Annotated in this window: 18 protein-coding genes; 13 read left to right on the top strand and 5 right to left on the bottom strand. The window is 49.3% G+C overall.

Annotated features, from left to right (window positions below; genetic code table 11):
- The first annotated feature begins 74 nt into the window (after positions 1–74).
- On the top strand, positions 75–1415 hold the full coding sequence (locus AC3RCI_RS24020; RefSeq protein ID WP_492526723.1) for a TrkH family potassium uptake protein: 1341 nt from the start codon (positions 75–77) through the stop codon (positions 1413–1415).
- Positions 1416–1431: 16 nt separating this feature from the next.
- Complete coding sequence (locus AC3RCI_RS24015; RefSeq protein WP_127538945.1) at positions 1432–2103, top strand: potassium channel family protein; 672 nt, start codon at positions 1432–1434, stop codon at positions 2101–2103.
- 54 nt (positions 2104–2157) lie between these two features.
- Here the strand turns inward: AC3RCI_RS24015 and AC3RCI_RS24010 are convergent, their stop codons facing one another.
- Complete coding sequence (locus AC3RCI_RS24010; protein WP_095361296.1) at positions 2158–3081, bottom strand: LysR family transcriptional regulator; 924 nt, start codon at positions 3079–3081, stop codon at positions 2158–2160.
- Positions 3082–3375: 294 nt separating this feature from the next.
- On the opposite strand from AC3RCI_RS24010, the gene AC3RCI_RS24005 reads away from it, so the two are divergent.
- The 6 genes from AC3RCI_RS24005 to AC3RCI_RS23980 all read left to right on the top strand — a co-directional run bounded on the left by AC3RCI_RS24005 (position 3376) and on the right by AC3RCI_RS23980 (position 9618).
- Positions 3376–4044, top strand: a complete 669-nt coding sequence (locus tag AC3RCI_RS24005; protein WP_127538947.1) for a succinate dehydrogenase cytochrome b558 subunit — start codon at positions 3376–3378, stop codon at positions 4042–4044.
- Between the two features lie 41 nt (positions 4045–4085).
- A complete protein-coding gene (gene sdhA, locus AC3RCI_RS24000) occupies positions 4086–5828 on the top strand; it encodes a succinate dehydrogenase flavoprotein subunit (RefSeq protein ID WP_127538948.1) in 1743 nt (580 codons plus the stop codon).
- Between the two features lie 330 nt (positions 5829–6158).
- Positions 6159–6923 carry a succinate dehydrogenase iron-sulfur subunit gene (sdhB, locus tag AC3RCI_RS23995; protein WP_127538949.1) on the top strand — a complete coding sequence of 255 codons (765 nt, stop codon included), beginning with the start codon at positions 6159–6161 and terminating at the stop codon, positions 6921–6923.
- Between the two features lie 176 nt (positions 6924–7099).
- Positions 7100–8047: a metallophosphoesterase gene (locus tag AC3RCI_RS23990; RefSeq protein WP_492526721.1), complete on the top strand. Its 948-nt coding sequence runs from the start codon at positions 7100–7102 to the stop codon at positions 8045–8047.
- A gap of 72 nt (positions 8048–8119) precedes the next feature.
- Positions 8120–8869 carry a metallophosphoesterase family protein gene (locus AC3RCI_RS23985; protein WP_127538951.1) on the top strand — a complete coding sequence of 250 codons (750 nt, stop codon included), beginning with the start codon at positions 8120–8122 and terminating at the stop codon, positions 8867–8869.
- Positions 8870–9006: 137 nt separating this feature from the next.
- Complete coding sequence (locus AC3RCI_RS23980; RefSeq protein ID WP_110757061.1) at positions 9007–9618, top strand: GNAT family N-acetyltransferase; 612 nt, start codon at positions 9007–9009, stop codon at positions 9616–9618.
- A gap of 265 nt (positions 9619–9883) precedes the next feature.
- Here the strand turns inward: AC3RCI_RS23980 and AC3RCI_RS23975 are convergent, their stop codons facing one another.
- Together AC3RCI_RS23975 and AC3RCI_RS23970 are read right to left on the bottom strand one after the other, a co-directional pair.
- The gene (locus AC3RCI_RS23975; protein WP_492526719.1) at positions 9884–10693 is read right to left on the bottom strand and encodes a histidinol-phosphatase; all 810 of its coding nucleotides are present in this window, start codon (positions 10691–10693) and stop codon (positions 9884–9886) included.
- Positions 10694–10724: 31 nt separating this feature from the next.
- On the bottom strand, positions 10725–11627 hold the full coding sequence (locus tag AC3RCI_RS23970; RefSeq protein ID WP_127538953.1) for a LysR family transcriptional regulator: 903 nt from the start codon (positions 11625–11627) through the stop codon (positions 10725–10727).
- Between the two features lie 460 nt (positions 11628–12087).
- Between AC3RCI_RS23970 and AC3RCI_RS23965 the strand changes: the two genes are divergently transcribed.
- The 5 genes from AC3RCI_RS23965 (at position 12088) to AC3RCI_RS23945 (ending at position 16960) form a co-directional block, all read left to right on the top strand.
- Complete coding sequence (locus tag AC3RCI_RS23965) at positions 12088–12546, top strand: chemotaxis protein CheX (RefSeq protein ID WP_095292039.1); 459 nt, start codon at positions 12088–12090, stop codon at positions 12544–12546.
- 54 nt (positions 12547–12600) lie between these two features.
- Complete coding sequence (locus AC3RCI_RS23960; protein ID WP_095361304.1) at positions 12601–13374, top strand: SDR family NAD(P)-dependent oxidoreductase; 774 nt, start codon at positions 12601–12603, stop codon at positions 13372–13374.
- 212 nt (positions 13375–13586) lie between these two features.
- Positions 13587–14960, top strand: a complete 1374-nt coding sequence (locus AC3RCI_RS23955; RefSeq protein WP_492472007.1) for a DEAD/DEAH box helicase — start codon at positions 13587–13589, stop codon at positions 14958–14960.
- A gap of 27 nt (positions 14961–14987) precedes the next feature.
- Positions 14988–15740 carry an ABC transporter ATP-binding protein gene (locus AC3RCI_RS23950; protein WP_095292035.1) on the top strand — a complete coding sequence of 251 codons (753 nt, stop codon included), beginning with the start codon at positions 14988–14990 and terminating at the stop codon, positions 15738–15740.
- 2 nt (positions 15741–15742) lie between these two features.
- Positions 15743–16960 carry an ABC transporter permease gene (locus tag AC3RCI_RS23945; protein WP_336782972.1) on the top strand — a complete coding sequence of 406 codons (1218 nt, stop codon included), beginning with the start codon at positions 15743–15745 and terminating at the stop codon, positions 16958–16960.
- Between the two features lie 181 nt (positions 16961–17141).
- On the opposite strand, the gene AC3RCI_RS23940 is transcribed toward AC3RCI_RS23945, so the two are convergent.
- The gene (locus AC3RCI_RS23940; protein ID WP_164764282.1) at positions 17142–17279 is read right to left on the bottom strand and encodes a hypothetical protein; all 138 of its coding nucleotides are present in this window, start codon (positions 17277–17279) and stop codon (positions 17142–17144) included.
- A 287-nt stretch (positions 17280–17566) separates the two neighbouring features.
- Positions 17567–18865 carry an aminotransferase class I/II-fold pyridoxal phosphate-dependent enzyme gene (locus tag AC3RCI_RS23935; protein WP_492526717.1) on the bottom strand — a complete coding sequence of 433 codons (1299 nt, stop codon included), beginning with the start codon at positions 18863–18865 and terminating at the stop codon, positions 17567–17569.
- Between the last annotated feature and the right edge of the window lie 16 nt (positions 18866–18881).

Raw genomic sequence — 18881 nt, 5'->3', positions numbered from 1 at the left:
AAGGATAAGTGATTCGGAGAAAGGCTCCACAATGTGGGGTCATTTTCTTTTTGGCAGAGGTGGATGATACACAAGTGAAACTGAATAATCAATGGGTGCAGCTATCGCCCCCACGTATTCTTGTCCTGGGATTTGCGGGAATTATCCTGCTCGGAACATTGCTGCTCATGCTTCCGGTTTCCAGCCGGAGCGGGGATAGTCTTCCCTTTATTGATGCATTATTCACGGCTACATCGGCGGTCTGTGTTACCGGTTTGGTTGTTGTGGACACGGGTACTCACTTTACTGTACTAGGTCAGGTGATTATTGCTGTTCTGATTCAAATCGGTGGTCTTGGCTTCATGACCATGTCCACGCTGGTGGCCATTGCGTTTAAGCGGCGGATCTCCCTGCGGGAGCGGTTGATCTTGCAGGAAGCGATGAACCAGAACACGATGGAAGGCATTGTGCGGCTTATCCGCAAGGTCGTGGCCTACTCGCTCATTTTGGAAGCCGTTTGCGGCACGCTATTTGCAATCCGCTGGTCATTCGACATGCCTGTCGGAAAGGCGATTTATTACGGATACTGGCATGCCATCTCGATGTTCAATAATGCAGGGTTTGATATGTTTGGCGACTTCCGCAGTCTGACCGGGTATGTTTATGATCCACTTGTGAATTTTACGGCGATGTTTTTGATTGTGGCTGGAGGCATTGGCTTTGTCGTTTTATCCGATCTGGTGGATTATCGTAAAACCCGAAAACTTTCGCTTCATTCCAAGGTGGTGCTGCTAACCACAGGCTTGCTGATTGGCTTCGGTGCGCTGGTCATTTTTGTGTTTGAATACAGCAATCCACAGACATTGGGCAGCTTGAACTGGGGAGGCAAAATTCTCGGTTCGTTCTTTCAGTCGGTAACCCCGCGAACGGCAGGAGCTAATACCCTGGATATTGCCGGACTCAGACAGGCAACGCAGTTTTTCATTATTATTTTAATGTTTATCGGGGCTTCTCCAGGTTCCACCGGAGGCGGGATCAAAACGACAACGTTTATGATCATGGTCGGAGCTGTCATCGCGATGATGCGCGGCAGAGAGGATATTGTTTTTTTCAGATATCGGCTGCAACAGGAACGTATTTTCAAGGCACTGACAGTTACGCTTCTTGCGCTGCTGCTCATCATTGCCGTTACCATGCTTCTCACCATGACGGAAGATAGCGGTTTTCTCATGATTTTATTTGAAACGACATCGGCCTTTTCTACCGTCGGATTATCAATGGGATTGACGCTGAAGCTGACCACATTCGGAAAGCTCATGATCTGTTTTATGATGTTCGCAGGCCGGCTTGGACCGATTACGCTGGCGTATGCACTTGGACAGAAAAAGGGTAAGGAACTGTATAAGTATCCTGAAGGAAAAATGATTATTGGATAGGGGTTCGTGAAGAACAATGAAAAGACAGCAGTTTGCGGTGATTGGGCTGGGGCGCTTCGGCTCGAGTCTGGCACAGGAATTAATGGAACTTGGCTACGAGGTGCTTGGCATCGATAAAAATGAAGAGGTCGTTGAAGACATGAGCGAACTGGTCACTCACGCGGTTGTGGCGGATGCTACGGATGAGGAAGTGCTGCGCTCACTGGGAATCCGTAATTTCGACTGCGGCATTGTAGCCATCGGTGACGATATTCAGACCAGCATTCTTACCGCAATCCTGTTAAAGGAACTGGGCGTGAAAACGGTCGTTGCCAAGGCAATATCCGTCTTGCATGGGCGAGCTCTGGATAAGCTGGGCATTGATCGCGTTGTTTATCCGGAACGGGACATGGGCATTCGGGTAGCCCATCAGCTCGTCACCCCGAATCTGCTGGACTACATTGAACTTTCCAATGATTACAGCATTGTGGAAATGAAAGTTCCGGCATGTCTGCATAATACAACGCTGTCCAGCCTGAATGCGCGTGTACGCTACGGCTGCAGTATTGTGGCCCTGCAGAAGGAGACAGGAGTCATTATCGCACCGACTGCACTGGACTCTCTCCAGATGGGAGACATCATGGTCATTATCGGAATGAACGATGATATCGACCGGTTCGAACAAGAGATAATCAGCCAGGAGGGTTGATCCGATCCTGGCGTTCAGGCAAGAGCAGGTGCAGATAAAGTTCATATCGATCTATTAAGGCGTCGTAGTCCTCCTGGAGGGCAGCGGCGCCTTTGCTGTAAAGAGCGCTGCGGTTTCTTTGACCCACTGTCTGGACGTCTCGCTGAGATCTTCCTTTTCCCCGTAGATCATGCAGGTGGTCCGTCGAGTCTGCTGCAGCTGGGGCAGATACACGGAAACCAGATCATTGTCAGCAAGCAGCTGGGGACGGAGATAGGACTTGGGCAGCAGCGCAGCAGCCTTGCAGGTGGGCAGGAGGCGGACGATGGCTTCAAACGAATCAATCTCCATGCGAATATCCGGCATGACGGCACAGCGCTGAAACAGATCATCTGTCAGCTTACGATACCAAGTGCCTTTGGAAAAGGTAATCATAGGCAGATCCTGCAAGTGCTCCATCCCGGCCTCTTTGCCGGACAAAGGGTGCGTAAGCGGTACAACCAGCTCCAGGTGATCATCGAAGAGAGGTACACAGTTCAACCCGGCTTCATTAATGGAAGAGGCAACAATGCCAACGTCCGCCTTTTTGTCCCGGACGAAGGAAACAATCTCATGTGTTTTCCCAGTCACGAGCTTGATCTCGGCATTGGGATGCTTCTCCATGAAAGCATTGACCAAAGGGGGGAGTGTGGTCTGAAGTGTAGTCAGGGACGCTCCAAGCGTAATGGCACTCTGCTCCTCGTCCTTATACTGGGCAAGCATGGTCAGAAACTTCTGCTGCTGCTGCTTTTGTTCCACGGCGAAGGTGTAGGCAAGTTGGCCGACACTGGTTAATTCAAGGCGTTTGCCTCGGCGGTGAAAAAGCGATACCCCCAGTTCATCCTCCAGTTTCGCAATTTTGCGCGAGAGGGCAGGCTGAGACAGATTCAGCAATTTGGATGCACGATTCAGACTCGATTGCTCCACGACTGCCGCAAATGCATTTAAATCCTCGAACATAAACACTAACCTCTTTTCCATGGGGTGTGATTGTTGTCCTTGATAAATCGTTTTCAATGCGATATGCCTGCCTGTCCGATGTTTCAGTTCTTATACCTATAGGTTATAACATTTAATAATTATATTGCAATTCCATTATAAGAAAAAAAGGAGTAACATGAATTGTGACACAAGTTGTTCACACCTGATGAAAACGGAACAATTTGTCGAACCTTTCCATGGGAAAGGTTTGTGTCATGATAAGCGAAATATTTTATGAAAACGTTGTATTTAGCGAAAGGGGAACGACATTTTATGAAAGGGTTTTACTCCAGAAAGCTGCACTCCTTGCTTGGCGTCATCCCGCTCAGTTTGTTTTTTCTTGAGCACCTGGTGACGAACTTCTCGGCAGTTGAAGGCGGCAAAGAAGGCTTTGACGGTGCTGTTGCCTTCCTGAACAGTCTGCCTCTCGTTATTGTTTTGGAAACGGTTCTCATCTGGTTGCCGTTGTTCTATCACGGTGTATACGGTCTGTACATTGCTTACCAGGCCAAGCCTAATGTCGGACGTTACGGCAATGAACGCAACTGGCGCTACACATTGCAGCGGATCAGTGGTGTCATTACGTTTGTTTTCGTAATCTGGCACGTTTGGGAGACTCGCGTGCAGGTTGCATTGGGTAATGTAACGCACGAACAACTTGGCGGTGTCATTCATGACGTCGTGATGAACCCGGTAACGTTTATTTTATATCTGATCAGTGTGGTTGCAGCCTCCTACCACTTTGCTAACGGCTTATGGTCGTTCCTGGTTAGCTGGGGGATTACCGTTGGACCGCGTGCGCAGCGTGTATCTTCTTATGTGTGCATGAGTCTGTTCGGTATTGTGGCTATTATGTTTATCGCTTCGTTGTTTGCTTTCCGGAGCATTGATTTCCAAACAGCAACAACGATGCTTGATACGATTAAGACAGTTCTGATTTAAGCATTTGTGATAAATGCTGACTTATAAGGGAGTGAACAGCAATGGCATCATCTAATGTAATTATTGTGGGCGGAGGTCTCGCGGGGTTGATGGCGGCGATCAAATCGGCTGAGGCCGGAGTCCATGTTCATTTATTTTCATTGGTTCCCGTAAAAAGATCCCACTCCGTATGCGCACAGGGTGGCATTAACGGGGCGGTAAACACCAAGGGTGAGGGCGACTCCCCATGGGTTCACTTTGACGATACCGTGTACGGCGGCGACTTCCTTGCGAACCAGCCACCGGTGAAAGCCATGTGTGAAGCTGCACCTGGCATTATCCACCTGATGGACCGGATGGGCGTTATGTTCAACCGGACACCGGAAGGTTTGCTTGATTTCCGTCGTTTCGGGGGAACCAAGCATCACCGTACGGCATTTGCCGGAGCCACGACAGGACAACAATTGCTCTATGCATTGGATGAGCAGGTTCGTCGCTGGGAAGCAGCAGGTCTCGTTACCAAATATGAGAACTGGGAGTTCCTGCAGGCAGTTATTGATGACGAGGGGATCTGTCGCGGAATTGTGGCACAGGACCTGAAAACGATGAAGGTGCAGACGTTCCCTGCAGAAGCGGTTATTCTCGCAAGCGGCGGCCCTGGTATTATTTTCGGTAAAACAACGAACTCCGTTATCAATACAGGTACAGCAGCAAGTGCGGTGTACCAGCAAGGTGTGAACTATGCCAACGGGGAATTCATTCAGATTCACCCAACAGCCATTCCAGGAGATGACAAGCTTCGTCTGATGTCCGAATCGGCGCGTGGTGAAGGTGGCCGGATCTGGACGTACAAGGACGGTAAGCCATGGTACTTCCTTGAAGAGAAGTATCCTTCCTACGGTAACCTCGTTCCTCGCGATATTGCAACGCGTGAAATCTTCAGCGTGTGTGTGGATATGGGACTTGGAGTTAACGGGGAGAACATGGTCTACCTTGACCTGTCTCACAAGGATCCGAAGGAGCTGGATGTTAAGCTCGGCGGTATCATTGAAATTTACGAGAAGTTCATGGGGGATGACCCACGTAAAATCCCGATGAAAATCTTCCCGGCAGTTCACTATTCCATGGGCGGCATGTGGGTGGACTACAATCAAATGACGAACATTCCAGGGCTGTTCGCCGCTGGTGAATGTGAATATCAATACCATGGTGCAAACCGTCTGGGTGCAAACTCGCTCGTATCGGCCATTTATGGTGGTATGGTAGCTGGCCCGAAAGCAGTTGAATATATCAAAGGACTCAAAAAATCGTCCGCTGATGTAAATTCTTCTGTATTTGACGGCTACACCAAACGTCAAACGGATAAATATGAAGGCATCCTAAAAATGCAGGGTAACGAAAATGCCTATGTCATTCATAAGGAGCTTGGCGAGTGGATGACGGCGAATATGACCGTTGTACGCTACAACGATAAACTGGAAGCCACTATCGGCAAAATCAAGGAATTGAAAGAGCGTTACGGCAAAATCAACATGTACGATACATCCGGCTGGAATAACCCGGGTGCAGCTTTCACACGTCAGCTGTGGAACATGCTTGAACTTGCTGAAGCGATGACACTCGGTGCACTGCTGCGTAACGAAAGCCGCGGGGCACACTACAAACCGGAATTCACGGAGCGTAACGATGAGGAGTTCCTGAAAACGACCATCGCCAGCTGGTCGAAGGAAGGCCCGCAAATCTCGTACGAGCCTGTAGATGTATCCCTGATTCCACCACGGATCCGGGACTATTCGAAGGATTAAGTAAAGAGACTCAGCAGCACGACATAGCGGAGGAAGCGGAAATGACCTGAAGAAGCGTAGCGTCCGCCTCTACTATATAGCACGAAGAGGATTTTATTTTATATTTATAAGATTAAAAGTTAACACCTTAACGGAGAAGGCAGAAGAATACTGAAGAAGCGAAGCGTTCGCCTTTATCCCCGGATTTTAACCCTGTCAGGGGTTGATAAAAAAAATCTGGGGATAACAGCGATCGGAAGTAGCTTCTGCCGGCGGAGTGACCATGTGTGAACCATTGTGGTCTTGTAACGATAGCAATCAATCATCGTCACCAAAGGAGGGGACAACGATATGGCGGAACAAGCTACAGCGAACAAAACCGTCAAGTTTATCATCACCCGTCAGGACAGCCCGGAGTCGTCTTCGTACAACGAAGAATTTGAACTTCCGTACCGTCCCGGCATGAACGTTATTAGTGCCCTGATGGAGATTCAGCGGAACCCGGTTAACAAAGACGGCAAGTCCATTGCCCCTGTCTGCTGGGAATCGAACTGTCTCGAAGAAGTCTGCGGAGCATGCTCCATGGTGATCAACGGTAAGCCACGTCAAGCGTGTGCTGCCCTGATCGATAAGTTGGAACAGCCGGTTCGTATCGAACCGATGAAAACCTTCCCGGTTGTTCGTGACCTGGTCATTGACCGTACCCGGATGTTTAATGCCCTGAAACGGGTTAAAGCCTGGATTCCAATTGATGGTACCTACGACCTCGGTCCAGGTCCGCGGATGCCAGAGAAGAAGCGTCAATGGGCTTATGAGCTCTCCAAGTGCATGACATGTGGTGTATGTCTGGAAGCTTGTCCTAACGTGAATGAAAAAACAGACTTTATCGGCCCGGCAGCACTTTCCCAAGTTCGCCTGTTCAATGCTCATCCAACAGGAGAAATGAACGCCGAGGATCGTTTGGAAGCCCTGATGGAAGATGGGGGAATTGAGGGCTGCGGTAACTCGCAGAACTGTGTGCGCTCTTGTCCAAAAGGCATCCCGCTGACAACGTCCATTGCGGAAATGAACAAACAAACAACCAAGCATATGTTTAAACGCTGGTTGGGCGTATAGTATCGTGAAAATCCTTGCAGATGTGGAATCTGCAACATTAGGAGAAGTCGTGACCTTCGGCAGCTTGCTGCTGAAGATCACGGCTTCTTTTTCTACAATTGCGAAGGAACCGGGCTCGTCATGCAGAATATGGTATACTGTAGAGATGCATGTAGAGCGGAGAAGGAGGGGAAGACATGGCAGAGACACCGCGTAAGGGCAGCTCATGGCCACCGCCCCGGCGCTCAGACGCTGGATCCGAGCAAGGGTCCATTTTTCCCGGTGAGGAGAAGGATCACGATCCCTCCCGGCGCAGTTTCCTGTTACGGATGATTGTGATGACGGCAGGTGCCGCCTTGTTCACAGGGGGATATGCATGGCTCTGGGAGCCGCGCCGTCTGGAAGTGAAGCAAGTACCCTTGGAACTGCCAGGATTCCCTCAGTCATTCGAGGGGCTGCGTGTTGTACAGTTTAGCGATGCACATCTCGGCTTTCATACCGGTTTGAAGGAAATGGAGAAGCTGGCTGAGACCATACAGGAGCAAACGCCGGATCTGATCTGTTTTACCGGAGATATGGTGGAACGGGAAGCTGAACCGATGCGGGAGTGTATACCCGTGCTGGCATCCATGCAGGCCAAGTATGGCAAATTCGCCGTATTGGGGAATCATGATTACCGGGGCAGACAGCAGAAACAAGTGGAAGCGATGTTCAAGGAAGCCGGCTTCACGTTGCTTCGCAACAGTCATGCTGTCATTAAACAAGGGAACGAGCAAATCGCGGTGACAGGTCTGGATGATGCTCTTACAAGCCAGCCGAATCCTTTGGAAGCAATCGAAGGTTTGGACAACGATACGTGGAAACTATTGCTGATGCACGAGCCGGATTATGCCGATATGGCGGAGCCGTTCGGATTTGGACTTCAGTTATCTGGTCATAGCCATGGCGGGCAGGTTCGTTTCCCTTGGATTGGAGCCGTTACCACGCCTCGAGGTTCACGCAAGTATATTCAAGGGTTATATTATGCAGGCAAGGCACGTATGCCTGTATATGTGAATCGCGGTTTTGGCATGACCCAGCTGCCGATTCGTTTTTTGTGCAGACCGGAATTGACCGTTTTTGAATTAAGGGGAACACGAACATAGCGTTTATACAAAATGAATTTAATTTTTGAGTTTTTCTAAGTCTTCAAAGTATTCGACGAGGAGGTTGGCCAGATGGAACGAATTGCGATTGTATCCGATATTCATGGCAACATGACAGCTTGGGAAGCTGTACTCAGAGATATCCGGAGTCGCGGGATGGAGCGTATCTTTTGTCTGGGCGACCTCGTGGGCAAAGGTCCGGATCCGGTGCAGGTGGTTGATTCGGTGAGAGAGACGTGTGAATACGTGATCCGGGGCAATTGGGATGAGCTGGTTGCGGTGAACCAGGATAATGAGAATTTTACTTGGCAGGCTGCACGATTGGGAGCAGAACGGCTTGCATATTTGAAGAGCCTTCCCTTCAGCCACCAATTTGAACTCAGTGGGCGCACCATTCGTCTGGTGCACGCCTCGCCGCAGAGTGTGTATCACCGGGTGCAGCCATGGGACGAAATGGAGAAAAGGATAGCCATGTTTGATGCTCCGGCAGATCATCCGGATCTTGGTGAAGCAGATATCGTGGGATATGGAGATGTGCATAACGCTTACTTGCAGCATTTTAATGGGAAAATGTTGTTTAATGCCGGAAGCGTAGGTAATCCTCTCGATATGACCCAGGCCTCTTACTGCATCCTTGAAGGAGAGAGTGGCCGTGATCGAAACAAGGCCTTCAACCTTCAATTTGTCCGGGTTCCCTATGATATTGAGCGTGAAGTGCTGGCTGCACAACAAGCCAATGTACCTTCATTGGACTTTTACATCCGGGAGATTCGTACGGGGATCTATCGGGGACTGCAGGAACAGAACTCGGCAGAGGAATAAATAATGGCAATGAATCGACATACTAACGTTTGAATACCAAGACGGCGTGTTATCCACCATTTTTACATGAGCCGGATCATCCCAGAGCTTGCTTGTCTTACCGGACCAGAACCCGATAGACAAAAGGAGCGATTGCCATGCTTACCCGAAAAATGCTGGGTCAAGGACTTCCTGTGTTATGGACAGACCGACTGCTGCTTCGATCTTTGCGTCAGAGTGATTTCAGCACATTATCGGAACTGTTTTCCGATCCGCAAGTCATTCAATATGTGAATAGGGGAGGCCAACCAACGCCAATTCGTGCCCGGCGACTCCTCAATCAGATCCGGAGCAGCAGTTCGAAGCTGGATTCGCTGCATTACGGCATCTGCTGGAAAGGCAGGGAGCAGATCATTGGCATCACGTCTTTTCAGCACTGGAATGAGCATAGCGGCACAGCCCAGATTGGCTATATTTTAAACAGATCCTGCTGGGGCATGGGCGTAGCAACCGAAGCGGTACAGCGACTGCTGCACTTTGGTTTTACGGAGCTGAACCTTCAAAAAGTGGAAGCGCGCTGCTATGAAGCCAATGTATCATCCGAACGGGTGCTTCGCAAAAGCGGGATGTCGTACGAACGCACTCTTCCTTCATTTGGATGGAGTCAAGAGGATGGTCAGACACAAGACACTCTGCTCGACGTCAAAGTCTATGCTTTATATCGGGAAGAGCATGTGCGACTACAAAAGGATAAAAGCTTGCAAACCTAGGTATCCAACAAACAAAAATAACATAGAATAAAATAGCAAAATCAGTTGAATCGAACTTCAATCATTTGTTACACAATTGAAATATAGCTGCAATTGAACTCTAACAGACAGCGGGTAAACTTATCTCATGACCCCCTTTTTGATAAATAGATATGCTGTTGGAACCCGCCGCGAGCGGGTTCATTTTTTTTGACCAAAAAGAAAAACCCTACGATAGGGATCGTCCCGCAGATCGTAGGGTTTCAGGCTTGTTATTCTGTTGTCGTTACAAAGGAACAATCTGCATCTGTTTCTGTTTAAAATAAACCCATTCCGTAAAGCCGATCTCTTTCAGGCGAGCCTGAACGTCTTCCAACTCGTCCGCTACGCGAGAAGGCTTGTGCGCATCGGATCCGAAGGTGACTTTTACGCCGTAATGATTCGCTCTCTCCAAAATGGCATCAGAGGGATACCAGCCGCCGCTTAGCTTCGTTTTGCCGGAGGTGTTGATCTCAATCGCCACACCCGCCTCCGCAATAACCTGCAAGGTTTCATCAATGGCATGATCAGCCACAATCTCGGAGAATGCGGGATAGTTGCCTTTCATGGCATCAATGTGTCCAAGAATCTGGAACATGCCACTCCGGGCAGACTGCGAAATCAATGAGTAGTAGCGTTCCTTCACTTCGATTTTCCGTGCATCACTGAGTCCCTTCCACCGGGTCTTATTGAAAATGCTGACATCCTCCGTGTGGTGAACCGAACCAATAATATAGTCAAAAGGATGCTGTCCCAGCGTACTGCGATACAATTCGGCATGGAGAGGGAAAAAATCGGATTCGATGCCTAGCAGCACGTCAATTTTCCCTGCGTATTCCTCTTTCAGTGCAAGCACCTCTTCCACATAATGGCGCAATTCGGACTTGGCCATCGCAATGCGGGGGAATGCTTGTTCTTCCTTACTGGCGAAATAGGGTGTGTGATCGGAGATTCCAATGGCTTGAAGACCAGCCTGAATGCCAGCTTCGATGTATTCCCGAATGTTGCCATCCGCATGCCCACAGCGGAAGTGATGCGTATGAAGATCGAATTTCATGAATGATCCTTCCTTTCTCCTGCCTTGTTTGTCATTCCGAACTGATAAATTGGGTTTCCGGCATGCCTTTCAGGTCGCTCAGGAATTGATGCATGGCCGAATTCAGATAACGACTGGATTTGTAAATGACGCCTACAGGATGACTAACCTCAAGCTCACTTAGCGGAATCATCCGAAGTGTACCCTGACGCAGTTCATGTGCGACGGATTGCTTGGATATCACGGCCGCTCCAAGGTTGATCTCGACCATCCGTTTGACTTCCTCACTGCTCGACAATTCCATCACAATATTGGGCTCAATGCCATGTTTTTTGAAAATGCCCTCCGTAAACCTTCTGCCAACTGTATCTGGCGACAGCATAATCAGAGGGGTGCTGCGCAGCACATCCACCGCGGCATGCTTCTGCTTCGCAAGGGGATGAGCAGGAGACACAACAAGTTCGAACGTGTCGTAATAGAGAACAGAGGTGTTCAGATTGGGATTGCGCTCGGTGAGATAACCGATACCAACGTCAATTAACCCATTTTCGACCTGCGTATAGATCTGTGAGGAAGGCAGGGACTGAATGCTGGTTTTGATCAATGGGAACTGATCCTGGAAGTAGGATAGCACCCGGGGGAGAATCTGAATCGCAATGGAGGTTGTTGTGCCCAGTACGATATGGCCTTGAGGCGTTTCATCGAGATCGGACAGCTTCTGCTTCAGTTCGTCTACAATATCTAGCATGCGCTCGGCATGCTCCAAAAACACTTGTCCGCGATCGGTTAAAGTAACAGGTTGGTTGCGATCTACAAGAACGGTGTTGAATTCATCCTCCAGACTTTTAATCTGGGCCGAGACGGCAGGCTGGGTTAGGTTCAGAAGTTCTCCCGCTTTGCGGAAACTCATCGTTTTTGAGATCGTAATCAGCGTCTCCAGTTGGCTGATATTCATGTATGGCCTCCTTGCGGGTAAGATGTCGTGTCATGGAGTGTTCCTGTGAGGAATGGAATCCCGTAACTTTTTTTTGGGTTTGTTATCTTAAATTATAGGTGATTCGGGACGGCAGGGCAATGAAGGAGAGACGTGGAGTTTAAGAAGAATACATGAGCGTCAATTAAACTTAATATCAAGAATTTTAAAAAAATTACATTTGTTAAAACACAGTAAAAAAGTCCTAAATCTTAATGCACCACAAATTGAATCAAAAGTCTTCCTACAAAAGGGGTGCAGAGTTCTGTTATTTCGTCAAAAACAGCTATAAACTATTGGCCCACGCATGACGATAAATTATAGTACACATGTCTTACCGAATTCATAGTGAATTCTTGTACGTGATAAAGTATAATAAAATTATTGAATATGGGACTTTTGGTACGTGACCAATAACCCAGTGTAAGGGGGACATTAGACAGTGAAAGCGGAAGTAATTAATCCTTTCCTGGAATCCGCACGCAACGTATTCGAACAGCTCATCCAGGTTTCGCCTTCCACGGGGAGTCTTGGCGTGAAGAACGTAGAGTACATAGCAGACCATGTTTGGATCGTGATCGGAATGACCGGCCAGCTGAGCGGAAACATTGTTTTCGGAATTCAGGAACAAGTTGCACTGCGAATTGTCTCCGCCATGATGGGCGGTTTTGTAATTACCGAAATGGATGAAATGAGTAAAAGCGCCATCTCGGAACTGGGCAACATGATTAGCGGCAATGCGAGCACGATCCTGTCCAACCAGGGTGTCGTGGTGGACATCACACCTCCGCAAGTGTTGAAGTCCGAACATTTGACTGAATTTAATGCAACGAAGGCATTGAGCATCCCATTGCTGATGGACGGCATTGGCGAGATGGATATTCAGGTCATGATCTCGTAGAATAGAACCATAGCCTGAACAGGCAAATGTGTTCATTACGGGAGGACTTCGGGTATGCTGAAAGATCAGGTTGTATTCATCACAGGTGCGTCGAGCGGAATTGGTGCGCTCTGTGCACAGATGTTGATTGAAGAAGGAGCTATTCCCATTCTTGCTGCCCGATCTCGGGACAAGCTTGAACAGATTGGTGCTTCATTAAAAGGGCCGCATGAGCTGCTTACGCTGGATGTAACCAATGATGAGCAAGTACAGACAGCGTTTAACATGATGCTAGAGAAGTATGGACGAATCGATATTTTGCTGAACAATGCAGGTTACGGAAAGTTTGCCGCAATGACGGAAATGACGGTGCAGGAATTCGAAGATATGATGGACGTCAATTACATGGGAATTGTTCGCTGTACGAAGGCAGTGCTGCCGCACATGCTGGAGCGTGGCAAGGGACAGATCGTGAATGTGGCCTCCATGGCTGGCAAAATTGGAACTGCAAAATCGGCATCCTATACAGCAACCAAACATGCCGTACTTGGATTCAGCAATGCTTTGCGTCAGGAGCTGCGTAAGACCGGAGTGACGGTTACGACCATTAATCCGGGTCCCATTGATACGCCGTTTTTTCATCGTGCAGATCCATCCGGTAATTACGTTAACAACGTGCGCTGGATGATGCTCAAACCGGAAGAGGTTGCAGGGCATATGATCCGGGCGATGAAGAAACGCAAGGAAGAAGTGAATCTGCCAAGACTCGCTTCGGCTGGCATATGGCTGTATCAGCTGTTTCCACGACTTGCTGACCGGCTGTCGCATGGGGTCATGAACCAGAAGTAGAAATGCAGCAACCTGAGCATCATATAGGGAATAAGAGAAAAGCTCCGCCGAGGGGCTTTTCTTTTTTTGCGCCCAAGCGGAGTGTTACCGAATAAGATTTGGTCCACAGCCTTTTTTCGCATATAATGAAAGATAATGTGATGACAGGCTTATGCTCCAGAAGTACAAGCAGGAAGTAGCATCGTAAGAATAAATTTAAAGGATGGACATACATGACGAATGAAACATTTGCTTCAATAGGCGTGGCACAGGATCTGGAGACGATACTCGCTTCGCACGGGATTAACGAACCTTCTCCGGTACAGGCCCAGACCATACCCGTTATTTTGGAAGGCCGCGATGTGGTTGCGAAATCCCAGACGGGTACAGGCAAAACGCTTGCTTATCTTCTGCCATTGCTGCAATCCATCAAAAGTGATGTCAAAGGTACACAAAAGCTTATTATAGCCCCTACCCAAGAACTGGCAATGCAGATCGTGCGCGAAGCACAGCGATATGGAGAGGGACGCAGCATCGGCGTACTTGGCCTCATTGGGGGCGCTGCTGTCAAACGCCAGATCGAGAAATTGCGTGAGCATCCCGAACTGGTTGTAGGCACGCCGGGACGACTGAAAGAACTGATCACGCTGAAAAAGCTGAAAATGCATAACGTTTCCACGATTGTCATTGATGAGGCTGATCAGGTATTCCAGCTGGGTGGCGTGAGTGATGTGGAGTTTGTGCTTCGCAGTGCACTGCGGGACCGTCAGCTGATTTTCCTGTCTGCGACCATTGATGAGCACACTGCTGGACTTGCCAAGCGTGAGATGAAGGAACCTGTCCAGATCGGAATTGAACCGGACCGGGCAACTGCTGCGGGACTGGAGCATTATTATTTTGTGGAAGAGACCCGTAACAAAATCGATATGCTGCGTCGTCTGGTTAGGCAGTATAACCCTGATCGTGCCATTGTGTTTGTGAACGCTACAGAAGACATCGGCGAGGTAGAGGCCAAAATGAATCATCTGGGACTTTCCGCAGCCGCATTGTATGGTGATGCGGACAAGGTCACCCGGAGCAACGTCCTTTCTGCGTTTCGCAATGGGAAAATCAAACTGCTGATTGCCAGCGAAGTCGCGGCCAGAGGGTTGGATATTGAAGGTTTGCCAATGGTCATCAACTATGACCCTGCTTTTGACTCGGAGCACTATGTTCACCGTGCGGGACGCACGGGACGAATGGGACGCAGCGGAATTGTGCTGTCCATCGTGGATGAAACGCAAATCTTCATCATGCGCAAATTTGCGCGTGAACTTGGCATTGAATTGCCAGAACGCGTTCTGTTTGGCGGCAAAGTACTTGAAGCTGATCCACGTCCCGATACCCGGCCTGAAGGTCATTCTTTCTCGAGAAAACCGGGACCGTCCCGAGACCGCAAGACAGGCCAGGCAGGCCGTAACGGCGGAGCAAGAGCTGCTGTGTCGAATCAGCGTACAGCAGACAGCAAGCCTGCTCGTAATGCTGGAAGAACAGAACGGGATCAGGATCGTAAAAATAGGGGTGCACCCAAATGGAGCAAGGGAAACACACCGCGTTCCGAAGAATAAAACCTGACGAAAGAGGTGCAGGGATTGATGGATAACGGACAAACGCCCGTACTTAAAATCAGCGGGTTAAGCGGGGGATACAGTGCCAAACGGCCGGTTCTCCACGGTATCGATCTCGAAGTTGGACGCGGAGAGATGGTCGGACTGATCGGATTAAACGGTGCCGGAAAAAGTACCACAATGAAACATATTTTAGGCTTGATGACTCCCCAGCAAGGGGAGGTTCGAGTCATGGGCAAGAAGCGGGACGAGGACGCGCAGATCTATCAATCGGCGATGGCATTTGTACCGGAGTCACCTGAATTGTATGACGAGATGACCGTAATGGAGCATCTGGAGTTCACAGCCAGGGCATATGGCGTATCCGAAGCGGATTTCAAACACCGTACGGAGAAATTGCTGGACCTGTTCCGCATGCGGGAGAAAAGCACAAGCCTGTCGACCCATCTGTCCAAAGGAATGCGGCAGAAGGTGATGATCATGTGTGCTTTTGTTGCAGGGCCCCCGCTCTACATTATTGATGAACCGTTCCTCGGGCTCGACCCGCTCGGAATTCGTTCTTTGCTGGATTTCATGTTGGAAATGAAGGCATCCGGATCATCCATTTTGTTGAGTTCGCACATTCTGTCCACGATTGAAAACTACTGCGATCGCTTTGTTGTATTGCATCGGGGCCAGGTTATCGCTCATGGAACATTGAATGAGCTGCGCACCCAGTTCGGAGATTCGGATGCGGCGCTGGAGCACATGTTCTATTCTCTTGTGCAGGGCAGGGATTAGGCATGGATCTCAAGCTGTTATGGAAGCAAAGACGCACGGGATTCTGGAACGGAATTCTTCCTTATCTGGGCTATGTCATACAGAGTGGCGTGGCCATGGTCTTTCTCTTTCTTGTCATTGCATTCTCTGCCTGGTATACCTCGTTTGTACAAAACATTCCTGCTGGATTTCCAATTCGCTGGATTGCATTGCTGCTGCTGGCACCGCTAGTCCTGTTCAGCAGTTATCGTACATACCTGCATCCTGCCGATATCGTATTTCTGAGACCTCAGGAGTACCGGATGCAGGAGTACCTGAAGAATAGTTTTGCCCGGGGAATCATCTACAAAAGTCTGGGCATGCTGCTCGTATTTGTTACGCTGTGGCCTCTCTATGTTCGGGCAGACCAGGATGCAAGACCATTTGGTTGGTTTATCGTGCTATTGCTCCTCTGGAAGGGACTGGCGAGCTACGGCGCCTGGCAGGAGCTGCGGATGGTTCAGGCCGGGGCGGCCAGAGGCTATCGTTTGCTGCGCTGGGCACTGTCTATACTTGCGATTGCCGCATGGTTGTGGCAGCCTCCACTGCGTAGTGTCTGGTTCCTGTTGCTGCTAGCGGTCCTCTATGTGGTCGCACTGCGTATCCCGGTGAAGCACCGGATTGCATGGGAACGTCTGATTCAGGTGGAGCAGGGCCAGGCTGGCCGGGTCATGCGGACCCTAGGCTGGTTCGTGGATGTACCATCATCTGGCCAGAAAGTAAGTGCTCGCCGCTGGCTCAGTAAATGGGGAAGCAGACTACCCTGGAATGCAGGGAAAGCCTATCGCTATCTCATTACCAAAACATTCATTCGAACCGAAGTGTTCACCATTGTATTGCGATTGATCGTACTGGGCATGCTGCTCAGCTGGTGGACAGCGGGAAGTTACTTTGGCGTAGGTGTATATCTGTTCTTCCTTCTGCTGGTTGGTGTTCAGCTTGGCGCATTACGCCGCAGTCATGGTGAATCCTTCTGGATCATGATCTATCCCATCTCTGCAGAGAGCCGCCGTTCCCAGGTGCTCGGATTCATCTTCAATCTGCATGCTATTGCTGCTCTATTGATGTGGCTTCCGATGTGGGCTGCCGGAATGAGTGGATTGAGTGTTACGGGAATAGCGCTGGTGCTCGGCGCGCTGGTGATCTACCTCATGAGGCGTTCGCAGGGCAACAAATGGTTGAAGGAAGAAGAAGACGAATGAAACTTGACCTTATTGATGCAGACCTGGACTGGTGAAGGTAAACTACAGCAACGAGGGTACTGTTGATATAAACAAACAATATCGAAAAAAAGACGGTTATGTTGAGGCTGAGTCCCCAAATAACCGTCTTTTTTGTTGCGGTCAGATCACGTGGCGCTGCCGCTTGACCAGAGCGATTGAACTAGCAGAGGAACGATTTCGTGATGATAACGAGCAGGATGAACAGAACAAGAATCGCACCTGTATTTGTAAATCCTCCGAAACCGCCGCATCCATAACCGTATCCATAACCGCCTCTTGTTTCTTCAACTCCAGACATGGGTCATTCCCCTTTCGAGTGGTGTTTGGCACGCCCTTGCGTACACCGTATACTATGTGCCTTGGGTTTCTGCTGATTGGGCCACTGCCCGGAATCATTTAGAAATAAATATATTTCAGGTGAAGCACAGCTTCTGCTGATGAAAATAAAACATGCCAAACAGCCCTCTATGGGACGATAGTGTACACGTCACCGTATAGAGGGCTGTTTATATTACAGGACTTGCCCGGAAGACTGGGAATGTCCCGAGTTATTCATTTTTACAAGAGCGAAGCCGCTGTATGGAATCAGTTGTTCTTCAGATCCGTAATTCCACGGTAGATGGTATCAAACAGATCTTCCAGTCCTGACTCTTCAATACAGGAGAAGGCGATGCGTAGATCAGCTTCACCCAGTGCAATGGTACCTACACCGTACTTGTGCAGCAAGTGGGAACGAAGTGTTTCTGCATCAACGTCTTTTAGCTTCAGACACATGAAGTAACCGGAGTTGAATGGATAGTAATCCCAGACCTCACCGTATTTGCCGCTATCAAGAATGGCTTTCACCTTGTTCGCACGGCCTTTCATGATCTCAAACTTCTCCTGTTTCTGCGCTTCAAACTCCGGTGCTTTTAGAGCATCCAAGACAAAGGTCTGTGAAGGATGCGGACCACTGGAGATGGTTGCCCGGATAATGCCAAGCGTTTTTTGCTCCAGCGCATGCAGAACCGCAGCATTTTCATGTCCATAAGTGATGAAACCAACGCGGAAGCCCCATACGAACTCTTCCTTCGTTGCACCATCCACTTTGACAGTGAGCACGCGTGGATGAATGTTAGCCAATTTGCCAAACAACGATTCGTGAATGGAATCCTCGAAGAACAGACCAAAGTAAGCATCGTCTGTCACGGCAATCACATCTACGCCTGCTTCCGCAGCCTGACGGATGGTGTCCACAATCGCATCGGCTTCTTGGCCGCCAGGTGTGTAGCCTGTTGGATTGTTCGGGAAGTTGAGCAGCACGATGGCTTTGCCTTTGCCCTTCTGTGCAAGCAGTGCTTCAAGCAGTCCCTGACTATTAAAGTTCAGTTGCTCATCGAACAGGGGATAATGAACCAGCTGGCCATGACGACGAATTCCGAAAGTCAGCTCGTAATTTTCCCAGTTTTTATCCGGATATATAACAGCGTCCCCTTCTTCAACGAAGAGATCGGCTACAATACTAAGTCCATGAGTCAATGCATTGGTAACAATAGGGTTGCCAAACGTTTTGCCTTCTAGTGAAGGGGTCTCCTTCAGCATCTTGTCTCTCCATACCGTCCGCAGTTCAGGCTTACCCGCAGGCGGAGCGTAAGGATAGAGGTCCTTCGGTTGGAATGCAGACAGCTTCTCCTGAATAACCGGAAGATGCATCGGCACACCGCCCTCCAGAGCAATACCAATCGTAGCATTATAGGTCTTGGCCAGGCTTGCTGCTTCAGCAGACTGACTCAGGATACCTTCTTTTGGGAAATAGATCTCTTTGCCGAGCTGCGACAGCATGGAGTAGACGTGACTGCTGCCTGCCTGAATACTTTCGTTCAACTGTTCAGCCAGTGGATTCATTCTTTTCATCCTTCCA

The sequence above is a fragment of the Paenibacillus sp. MT124 genome, from assembly GCF_058792755.1.
The sequence above is the reverse complement of the archived record's forward strand: the minus strand, read 5'-3'. Positions and strand labels throughout refer to the sequence as shown.

Excerpts from the sequence above, each read along its gene's own strand:
- AC3RCI_RS24015 (WP_127538945.1), top strand. The coding sequence starts at position 1,432 with ATGAAAAGACAGCAGTTTGCGGTGATTGGGCTGGGGCGCTTCGGCTCG.
- AC3RCI_RS23990 (WP_492526721.1), top strand. The coding sequence starts at position 7,100 with ATGGCAGAGACACCGCGTAAGGGCAGCTCATGGCCACCGCCCCGGCGC.
- sdhB (WP_127538949.1), top strand. The coding sequence starts at position 6,159 with ATGGCGGAACAAGCTACAGCGAACAAAACCGTCAAGTTTATCATCACC.
- sdhA (WP_127538948.1), top strand. The coding sequence starts at position 4,086 with ATGGCATCATCTAATGTAATTATTGTGGGCGGAGGTCTCGCGGGGTTG.
- AC3RCI_RS23945 (WP_336782972.1), top strand. The coding sequence starts at position 15,743 with ATGGATCTCAAGCTGTTATGGAAGCAAAGACGCACGGGATTCTGGAAC.
- AC3RCI_RS23935 (WP_492526717.1), bottom strand. The coding sequence starts at position 18,865 with ATGAATCCACTGGCTGAACAGTTGAACGAAAGTATTCAGGCAGGCAGC.
- AC3RCI_RS23955 (WP_492472007.1), top strand. The coding sequence starts at position 13,587 with ATGACGAATGAAACATTTGCTTCAATAGGCGTGGCACAGGATCTGGAG.
- AC3RCI_RS23975 (WP_492526719.1), bottom strand. The coding sequence starts at position 10,693 with ATGAAATTCGATCTTCATACGCATCACTTCCGCTGTGGGCATGCGGAT.
- AC3RCI_RS23950 (WP_095292035.1), top strand. The coding sequence starts at position 14,988 with ATGGATAACGGACAAACGCCCGTACTTAAAATCAGCGGGTTAAGCGGG.
- AC3RCI_RS23970 (WP_127538953.1), bottom strand. The coding sequence starts at position 11,627 with ATGAATATCAGCCAACTGGAGACGCTGATTACGATCTCAAAAACGATG.
- AC3RCI_RS23985 (WP_127538951.1), top strand. The coding sequence starts at position 8,120 with ATGGAACGAATTGCGATTGTATCCGATATTCATGGCAACATGACAGCT.
- AC3RCI_RS24005 (WP_127538947.1), top strand. The coding sequence starts at position 3,376 with ATGAAAGGGTTTTACTCCAGAAAGCTGCACTCCTTGCTTGGCGTCATC.
- AC3RCI_RS23940 (WP_164764282.1), bottom strand. The coding sequence starts at position 17,279 with ATGTCTGGAGTTGAAGAAACAAGAGGCGGTTATGGATACGGTTATGGA.
- AC3RCI_RS23980 (WP_110757061.1), top strand. The coding sequence starts at position 9,007 with ATGCTTACCCGAAAAATGCTGGGTCAAGGACTTCCTGTGTTATGGACA.
- AC3RCI_RS23960 (WP_095361304.1), top strand. The coding sequence starts at position 12,601 with ATGCTGAAAGATCAGGTTGTATTCATCACAGGTGCGTCGAGCGGAATT.
- AC3RCI_RS24010 (WP_095361296.1), bottom strand. The coding sequence starts at position 3,081 with ATGTTCGAGGATTTAAATGCATTTGCGGCAGTCGTGGAGCAATCGAGT.